At 66.6% G+C, this 314-nt stretch carries 1 pseudogene; it reads left to right on the top strand.

The window, feature by feature from the left end:
* Positions 1-314 (top strand): annotated as a pseudogene (locus EA798_RS20490) (methyl-accepting chemotaxis protein); the annotation flags it as partial.

The raw sequence follows: 314 nt of genomic DNA, 5'->3' as shown, positions 1-314 counted from the left end.
TCCGAGCAGGCCATGGCCGATCAGCGCAGCGAGACCGATCAGGTCGCCACGGCCATCAACGAGATGTCCGCTGCGGCGCATGAAGTGGCGATGAGCGCCCAGCGCGCGGCCGAGGCGGCGCGGGAGACCGACCAGCAGGGCGTTGCCGCCAAGCAGGTGGTGGACCAGAGCATCCGTCAGATCCATGAACTGGTGGGCGAGCTGCGTGGTAGCGGTGAATCGCTGGAAGGCCTGCAGCAGGACGTGAAAGGCATCGTCGGCGTGCTCGACGTGATCCGCGCGATTGCCGAACAGACCAACCTGCTGGCGCTCAA

Source organism: Pseudomonas songnenensis (assembly GCF_003696315.1).
Taxonomy (GTDB): Bacteria; Pseudomonadota; Gammaproteobacteria; order Pseudomonadales; family Pseudomonadaceae; genus Stutzerimonas; species Stutzerimonas songnenensis.
This window is presented reverse-complemented; position numbering and strand designations above follow the sequence as displayed.